Source organism: Micromonospora sp. NPDC052213 (genome assembly GCF_040679695.1).
Classification (GTDB): domain Bacteria; phylum Actinomycetota; class Actinomycetes; order Mycobacteriales; family Micromonosporaceae; genus Micromonospora.
Window position 1 is genome coordinate 1 of the sequence record NZ_JBFAVI010000262.1, and the last position, 6,276, is coordinate 6,276.

Below are 6,276 nucleotides of genomic sequence, written 5' to 3' on the forward strand. Positions count from 1 at the left end.
CCCCACCCGGGCCCACACCGCGCCCGCCGCCGCGCCGCCCGGCGGGGGGGTGCCCCCAGCGGCACCGCCGGTGGGGGCCCCCCCCCGCGGCACTGTCGGCGTCGATCAGGCCTTCGGCGCGAGGCTGAAGTCGATGATCTGGTCGGGGGTGATGTTCTGCTTGAGCTGGCCCGCGCCCTGCAGGATCGCGATGCTCTTGGCCACCCGGCCGCTGTCCAGCGTGCCGAGCTGGGTGCCGGAGTTGCTGGACCGCACGTAGCCGGCCATCAGCTGCAGCTCGGCGGCGGCAGCAGCCGGGTTGGCGGCGTCGACGTTCTTCTTCAGGATGTTGCCCGCCTCCTGCGGGTTGGTCAGCGCGTACTCGAGGCCCTTCATCAGGGCCTGCGTGAACCGCTTGACCATCTCCGGCTTCTCCTTGGCGATCTTCGAGGAGGTGATCAGCACGTTGCCGTAGAGGTCCTGCATCACGTTGCTGTAGGGCAGCAGGACCGCCTTCTTCTTGGTCACGGTCTCGATGGTCGGCTGGCCGACGACGAACTGGCCGATGCCGTCCACCGCGCCGGAGGCGAGCGTGCCCATCAGGGTCTGCGCCTCGCCGTTGACCCAGGTCACCTTGTTGGCGTCCACGCCGGCCATCCGGGCGTACGTCGGGAAGAGGTTGCGGACGACGGAGCCGGGGGTGTCGGCGAGCTTCTTGCCCTCCAGGTCCTTCGGCGACGCGATGCCCTTGCCCTCGACGGTCGCGATGGCGGCCATGGTGCGCTGCTGGATCGCGGCGACCGCGACGAAGTCCTTGGCCTGGCCGTTGCCGAGCTGGAGCAGACCGCCGGTGAGGTCGATCGGGCCGAAGTGGGCCTGGCCGCCGACGATCGTCTGGATCACGCCGCCGGTGCCCTGGCCCGGCTTGATCTCGACGTCGAAACCGGCCTCCTTGAAGAAGCCCTTCTCCTTCGCGACCCAGGCGTAGGAGTCACGGCCGAAGTTGCCGAACGAGGTGAGGTAGGTCACCTTCTCCAGCGCCCCGCCGCTGCCACCCTTGGCGTCGTCGCCGGAGTCCGAGCCGCTGCACGCGGAGACCAGGGCGAGGGCGGTGGCCAGCGCGGCCGCGGCGACCGTACGGGTCAGCCTTCTCATCAGTACACCATGTCCTTTCCGACCAGTACGGCTCGCCGCCGCCCGGTGGGGGTTGTCCGGCGGGCCGGCGGAGGGGTTGCCGGCTCCACCGTCGTGAGGGGATCCATCGCGGGCACAGCGTACGAGAAAACAACCTTTGCGGTGCCAGCCGTATCGTGTTGCGGTACGGACACAACTCGTGTCCGCCCGTGACGGCCCGCCGCCATCCACTGCGGATTGGCCAGGTGATCCACCCCGGACGGTGCGACACGGTGGCGGGCCAGCTACCCTGTGCCGACTGCTGATCCCCGACTCAGGGAGGCCGCCGGAGATGATCCGCCTGTCCGGGGTGTCCCGCACCTTCGACGGCCGCAGTGGCCGGGTGGAGGCGCTGCGCGGCATCGACCTGCACGTCGCCGAGGGCGAGTTCGTGGCGGTCCTCGGCCGTTCCGGGTGCGGCAAGTCCACGCTGCTGCGCCTGATCGCCGGCCTCCTACCGGTGTCCGACGGCGAGATCACCGTCGCCGGTACGCCGATCACCAGACCCCGCCCCGACATCGCCATGCTGTTCCAGCGGCCGGCCCTGCTCCCCTGGCGCACGGTGCTGGACAACGTCCTGCTCCCGGTGGAGATCTTCGGCTGGAAGCGGGCGAAGCACCGCGAGCGGGCCCGGCAGCTGCTGGACCTCGCCGGGCTGGGCGGCTTCGAGAAGCGGCTGCCGCACGAGCTCTCCGGCGGCATGCAGCAGCGGGTCTCGCTGTGCCGGTCGCTGATCGGCGAGCCCCGGGTGATGCTGATGGACGAGCCGTTCTCCGCGCTCGACGCGCTCACCCGCGAGGAACTCTCCGGCGAACTCCAGCGGGTGCACATGGAGTCCCAGGCCACCGTCGTCTTCGTCACCCACTCGATCGACGAGGCGGTGCTGCTGGCCGACCGGGTGGTCGTGCTCAGCCCCCGGCCCGGCCGGATCCGCAAGGTGGTCGACGTGGACATCCCCCGGCCGCGCACTCTCGGCCGCAACGCGCACCTGGCGGACGTCGCCCGGGTCAGCGCCGACCTGCACGAGCTCCTCATGGAGCGGGACCTGCCGGCGACGACGGGCGCTGAGGGGCGATGAGCATGCGGGTCACCGTCTTCACGGAGCCGCACCGGGGCGCCACCTACGACGACCAGCTCCGCTTCGCCCGGCTGGCCGAGGCCGGCGGGTTCGACGGCTTCTTCCGCGCCGACCACTACCAGGCGATGGGCGACGAGCCGGGGCTGCCCGGCCCGACCGACGCCTGGCTGACCCTGGCCGCACTGGCCCGGGAGACCACCCGGATCCGGCTCGGCACCCTGGTCACGTCGGCGACCTTCCGGCTGCCCGGCCCGCTGGCGGTGATGGTGGCCCAGGTCGACCAGATGAGCGGCGGCCGGGTCGAGCTGGGCATCGGCGCCGGCTGGTACGAGCGGGAGCACACCTCCTACGGCATCCCGTTCCCCCGCATCGGCGAGCGCTTCGACCGGCTGGCCGAGCAGCTGGAGGTCATCACCGGGCTGTGGCGGACCCCGCCGGGCGAGACGTACAGCTTCACCGGCGACCACTACCGGCTGGTCGACGCCCCCGCGCTGCCGAAACCCGTGCAGGTGCCCGGGCCGACGGTCATCGTCGGCGGACGCGGCCCGAAGCGCACCCCCGACCTCGCCGCCCGGTACGCCGACGAGTTCAACATGCCGTTCAAGACCGTCGAGGAGACCGCCGAGGCGTACGAGCGGGTGCGGGAGGCCTGCGACCGGGCCGGCCGGGCCGATTCCGGGCGCGGCCCGCTGACGCTCTCCGCCGGGATCCTGGTCGCGATCGGCCGTACCGACGCCGATGCGCAGCGCCGGGCCGCCCCGCTGCACGTCAAGAGCGCGCTGCCGCCGGAGGACCCGGTGGTCGGCTCGCCCGCGCAGCTCGTCGACCGGATCGGGGAGTTCGCCGCGATCGGCGCCACGCGGGTGCACCTTCGGCTGATCGACCTCGCGGACCTCGACCACCTGGAGCTCATCGCCGCCGAGGTGCTCCCTCGGCTGGACGCAACCCGGTGACCGACGCGCAGCTCCAACTCGGCCCGGTGGGCCAGGAGGTCGTGTACGGGAACGACCGGGTCCGGGTGTGGCACATCCGGCTGGAGCCGGGCGAGCAGCAGCCGCTGCACCGGCACGACCACCCGTACCTGGTGGTGGCGGTCCAGGCGCGAAGAACGTCGTGCAGACGATCGACGGGACCACGATCGACGCCGACGAGCCGACCGGCGGGGTGGTCTACCGGGACCCGGGCGCCGGGCACATGTTGACCAACGTCGGCGACACGACGAACCTGGCGCGGCTGGTCGAGCTGAAGTAATCGCTGGCCGGGCGGGCCCGACCCCGCTCGCGGCGCGCCGGTGGCGACCTGCCCAACAGGTGCGTAACGTGCCGGACATGGCCTATCGGACCTGGGGCAGACTGCTGCTCACGGCGCTCGGGGTGAGCCTGCTGGCCGGGGCCGGTCAGCTCGGCGTCGCGTTCGGCTTCGGCATTGTCCGGCTCGCCGGCACCTTCACCGGCGCCACCGTCAACCAGTGGCCGGCCCAGCTCGTCTGGGCGGGCTGGTTCGCCGCCAGCGCCGCCGTGGTCGGCGCGGTGCTCACCGAACGCCTCGCCCGCCGGGACGGCATGGTGGCCGGCACCGGCCGCCACCTCGCCGTCGCCAGCGGCGCCGCGCTGGGCGCGACCGTCGTCGCGCCGCTCTGCATGCAGCCCGCCCGGGCCGCCGAACTCGTCGCGATGGACCCGGTCTGGGCCGTCGGCATCTGCGCCATCCTCGGCGCGCTGGCCGGCGCGGGCGCCGCACTCGCCGTCCTGCTCCGGCCGCCGGTGGGCTGGAACATGGCGGCGGTCGGGGGCGCGGTCTGGCTGCTGGCGCTGCTGTCGACGGCACCGTCGGTCGCCTCGACCGGGCCACTGCCCAGCGTACGGCTCGGGGTGCTGGAGCCGGCATGGCTCGACGCCGGCGCGGCCCAGCGACTGGCCCTGGTGATCCTGCCCCTGGTGGCGCTGCTCGCCGGCGCGGCGACCGGCGGGCTGGCCCGGTGGCGCGGCCACCCGCCGCTGGTCAGCGGCACGATCGGGGTGGCAGGTCCGGTGCTGGTGGCGTTCGCCTACCTGACCGCCGGGCCGGGCGACGCGACCGACCGCTACCAGCTCACGCCGTACTACGGGGCGTTGTTCGCGGTGGCCGCCGGCGCGCTCGGTTCGGCCGCCGCCGCGCTGCTGCGCTGGCCGCTCGTCACGCGCACCGCCCCCGGCGGCGCCATCGAGCCGACCGACATCCTGCGCCCCCTGCCCGCCGGTCCCGCGCTGCCGCACGCCCCGGAGCCGGCCGCCGGGGCCGACGAGCCGGCGACGGTCGACCTGGCGGACGCCGGGCGCGTCGCCGCCGACCGACCCGGGGGTACGGACTCCGGCGGGACCGCCGGCGACGACGCCCCGCCGCCCCGGGCCGCCCCGGCGCACTGGGACTGGCCGGCCGACGGCGCCATCGTCCCGACGACACCCGCCACCGCTCCGGCCCCGACCTCCGTCGCCCCGGACCGGGCCGCGGGATCGCCGCTCCCGGCGGTCACGGACGCGGCGCAGGCAGCCGAGTCACCGGAGACAACGGACGCCACGCGCACTGCCGGATCACCGCCTTCGCCGGTCACGGAGGCGGCGCAGGCAGCCGAGTCACCGGAGACAACGGACGCCGCGCCCTCCACCGGATCACCACCCCCGTCGATCACGGATACGGCGCACCCGGCAACGGCCACGGCGCCTCCGCCCCGATCGCCGGCCCCGACGGACGCCGACGTGGCACATCCGGCCAGGTCGCGCACGACAACGGATGCGACGGGATCGCCGGTACCGGCGGTTACGGACGTGACGGAAGCGGCCGGATCGCCGCCCCCGGTGGAGGCCGTGCCCGCCGCCAGGCAGGACCGCGCCGACGAGGGCGCCCAGGCCCGTACGACTGCGGGCGAGCACCCACCGGTTACGGCCGAGGCCGCCGCGCCCCCCGCGCAGCCGGCCGTCCCGGCCGCCCCCAAGCCCCGCCGCACCCGCAAGCCCCGGTCGGCGAAACAGCCGGCGGCTGCGGCGGCGAACAGCGCCGACCCGACGCCCGCGGTCATCGACTCCCCCGCCGATCCGGCTCCCGCACCGGCGACGCCGCGCGCCGAGGCTGCTGGGGCCGCGGCACCGACCACCGCTGCGGTGGGGACAGGGTCCGCCGGGGCCGACACGACCGCTCAGACGGCGAGCAGTGCCGCCGGACCGGCCCCGACCACCGAAGTCGGCCCGGCCACCGCACTCGGTCCCACCACCGAAGTCGGTCCGACCAGCGAACTCGGTCCCACCACCGAAGTCGGTCCGGCCGACGAAGCGGAGCGGATCGACGGAGCGGAGCGGATCGACGGAGCCGCCCCGACCGCCGGGGCCGCCGACCTGTTCGCCACGACGTCCAGGGCCGACTCCCACGAGCCGGACGCCAGCGACCCGCGCGCGGTGCCACCCTTCCCCGCCGGCGAGCCGGCGACCGGTCGGGTCGGCGAGCCGGATCGGACGTTCCGGCCGCCCTGGCAGTCCGGACCGGCGTGGCCGGCAGCGCCCCGGGTCGGGCCCGACGACGCCCTCGACGCGCCCCGCCCGGCCGTTGCGGAGCCCACGCCCGAGCCGGCGCCCCGGCCCCGGCACCGGGCCCCGCTGCCCGACCTGGCCCGGGCGGCGAACTGGGACGCCCTCGCCACCGCGCGACCCGGGGGCCCCGCGCCGGCGCCGGTGGGCGCGTCGGGGAACGGGACCGCTGCCGCCGAGGCACCCGAGACGCCGGCCGACGGCGAGGCGTCGGGCGGCCCGGCCGAGCAGGCGGGGGGCCGGACCCGTGGTCGGCTGGGGCTGTTCCGGCGCAACCGGTCCCGGGCCGAGGACGCCCCGGCGGACCGGGAGTCCGAGCCGCTGACGGCACAGGACGAGGAGTACGTGGACTGGGTCGCCGGCCTGAGCGGCCCGACCGCGGACAACGAGCCCGGGCAGGAGAGCGGTCGGCGGTCGTTGCGGTCCACCGGCCGCCACCATCGCGACTGACCCGGACCCAGCCCGAGCGGCGGCCCGCCCCGGCACCAC

General features: G+C 75.2%; 4 protein-coding genes and 1 pseudogene. 4 read left to right on the forward strand and 1 reads right to left on the reverse strand.

Going from position 1 to position 6,276, the window contains the following annotated elements; all coding sequences use genetic code 11:
* Window positions 1-105: 105 nt before the first annotated feature.
* Window positions 106-1,134 carry an ABC transporter substrate-binding protein gene (locus AB0L34_RS32355; RefSeq protein WP_357455285.1) on the reverse strand — a complete coding sequence of 343 codons (1,029 nt, stop codon included), beginning with the start codon at window positions 1,132-1,134 and terminating at the stop codon, window positions 106-108.
* A gap of 310 nt (window positions 1,135-1,444) precedes the next feature.
* On the opposite strand from AB0L34_RS32355, the gene AB0L34_RS32360 reads away from it, so the two are divergent.
* From AB0L34_RS32360 to AB0L34_RS32375, 4 genes and pseudogenes are all read left to right on the forward strand, one after another.
* Complete coding sequence (locus AB0L34_RS32360; protein ID WP_363709304.1) at window positions 1,445-2,230, forward strand: ABC transporter ATP-binding protein; 786 nt, start codon at window positions 1,445-1,447, stop codon at window positions 2,228-2,230.
* Window positions 2,231-2,232: 2 nt separating this feature from the next.
* On the forward strand, window positions 2,233-3,183 hold the full coding sequence (locus AB0L34_RS32365; protein WP_363709308.1) for an LLM class F420-dependent oxidoreductase: 951 nt from the start codon (window positions 2,233-2,235) through the stop codon (window positions 3,181-3,183).
* Window positions 3,180-3,481, forward strand: a pseudogene (locus tag AB0L34_RS32370) (cupin). The gene AB0L34_RS32365 and the pseudogene AB0L34_RS32370 overlap by 4 nt, the downstream one beginning before the upstream one ends.
* Before the next feature lie 77 nt (window positions 3,482-3,558).
* Window positions 3,559-6,237, forward strand: a complete 2,679-nt coding sequence (locus tag AB0L34_RS32375) for a hypothetical protein (RefSeq protein WP_363709306.1) — start codon at window positions 3,559-3,561, stop codon at window positions 6,235-6,237.
* The last annotated feature ends 39 nt before the right edge of the window (window positions 6,238-6,276 follow it).

Coding starts and splice junctions, on each gene's coding strand:
- AB0L34_RS32375 (WP_363709306.1), top strand. CDS start 3,559: ATGGCCTATCGGACCTGGGGCAGACTGCTGCTCACGGCGCTCGGGGTG.
- AB0L34_RS32360 (WP_363709304.1), top strand. CDS start 1,445: ATGATCCGCCTGTCCGGGGTGTCCCGCACCTTCGACGGCCGCAGTGGC.
- AB0L34_RS32365 (WP_363709308.1), top strand. CDS start 2,233: ATGCGGGTCACCGTCTTCACGGAGCCGCACCGGGGCGCCACCTACGAC.
- AB0L34_RS32355 (WP_357455285.1), bottom strand. CDS start 1,134: ATGAGAAGGCTGACCCGTACGGTCGCCGCGGCCGCGCTGGCCACCGCC.